The sequence below is a fragment of the Allobosea sp. genome, from assembly GCF_030695125.1.
GTDB lineage: Bacteria > Pseudomonadota > Alphaproteobacteria > Rhizobiales > Beijerinckiaceae > Allobosea.
Genome location: NZ_JAUYTP010000052.1, coordinates 1 through 1,522 on the forward strand (window position 1 = coordinate 1; position 1,522 = coordinate 1,522).

The 1,522-nt window shown below is 51.1% G+C and carries 1 protein-coding gene; it reads right to left on the bottom strand.

Going from position 1 to position 1,522, the window contains the following annotated elements; all coding sequences use genetic code 11:
- Positions 1 to 1,522, bottom strand: a 1,522-nt coding sequence (locus tag Q8S38_RS17635; protein WP_305681688.1) for a hypothetical protein, incomplete at both ends; no start/stop codon positions are given.

The following is a 1,522-nucleotide window of genomic DNA, read 5'->3' on the forward strand; positions in this document are numbered from 1 at the left end:
CAAGGCCTGCTGAATTGGTCAGTGTGTTTTGTTTACCAGTTACGGCGGCTCCGGCTGCGGCATCAGCATATGCTGTGGTAGCCAGTTTGGTGCTGTTGTCTGCTGCGGCCTGGGTAATACCGGTAGTTCCAGTTGGTAAACTTGGCGTTCCGGTGAAGGTTGGTGAAGCTAATGGCGCTTTTAAAGCAATATTTCCGTCAACCTTCTGGATCGCCTCTAAGATATTGTCTGTAGCAGCTACGGTGCCTGCTCCGGATGAAAAGCCGGTCAGTACTTTGCCGATTACTGCTGCATTGGTTACCGTAGTTGCATTACCAGTTGAAGTAACCTCGCCGGTTAAGTTGGCGTTGGTAGTAACTGTTCCTGCAGTTAAGCCTGCAGCAGTTCCGGTAATGTTTGTTCCAACCAAAGTACTTGGTGTACCCAGGTTCGGGGTAACCAGTGTCGGACTGGTTGCAAATACTGCAAGGCCTGTTCCGGTCTCATCATCCAATGCGCCGGCAAGGCCTGCTGAATTGGTCAGTGTGTTTTGTTTACCAGTTACGGCGGCTCCGGCTGCGGCATCAGCATAAGCTGTGGTTGCAATCTTGGTACTGTTATCTGCTGCAGTCTGAGTTGGTGCAGTTGGTGTTCCGGTTAAAGCCGGACTCGCTAGTGGGGCAAGAGCGCTCAGGTCCTGATCGCCTGTGTTTGTCCCTGATAAGTTGGCAACGGCTGCATTAGCCAGCATCGCATTGGTGATCGCGCCATTAGCAATCGAAGTGGCATTTCCGGTAGACGTAACTACTCCTGTTAAGTTCGCGTTCGTAGTAACTGTTCCTGCAGTTAAGCCTGCAGCAGTTCCGGTGATGTTTGTTCCAACCAAAGTACTTGGTGTACCCAGGTTCGGGGTAACCAGTGTCGGACTGGTTGCAAATACTGCAAGGCCTGTTCCGGTTTCATCATCCAATGCGCCGGCAAGGCCTGCTGAATTGGTCAGTGTGTTTTGTTTACCAGTTACGGCGGATCCGGCTGCGGCATCAGCATATGCTGTGGTAGCCAATTTGGTGCTGTTGTCTGCTGCGGCCTGAGTAATACCGGTAGTTCCAGTTGGTAAACTTGGCGTTCCGGTGAAGGTTGGTGAAGCTAATGGCGCTTTTAAAGCAATATTTCCGTCAACCTTCTGGATCGCCTGCAGAATATTGTCAGTTGCAGCTACGGTGCCTGCTCCGGCTGAGAAGCCAGTCAACACCTTGCCGATCACAGCAGCATTGGTAATGGTTGGTGAAGCCGCTGTTCCACCAAGCTCACCAGCTAACTGGATTTTGCCTTTTACTGCATCTGTAGCATCAACTACGCCTGCTGCTGCTGCTGCATCAACGTATGCTGTGGTTGCAATCTTAGTACTGTTATCTCCCTGATTTTGAGTTGGTGCAGTTGGAGCTCCGGTGAAGGTTGGTGAAGCTAATGGCGCTTTTAAAGCAATATTTCCGTCAACCTTCTGGATCGCCTGCAGAATATTGTCAGTTGCAGCTACGGTGCC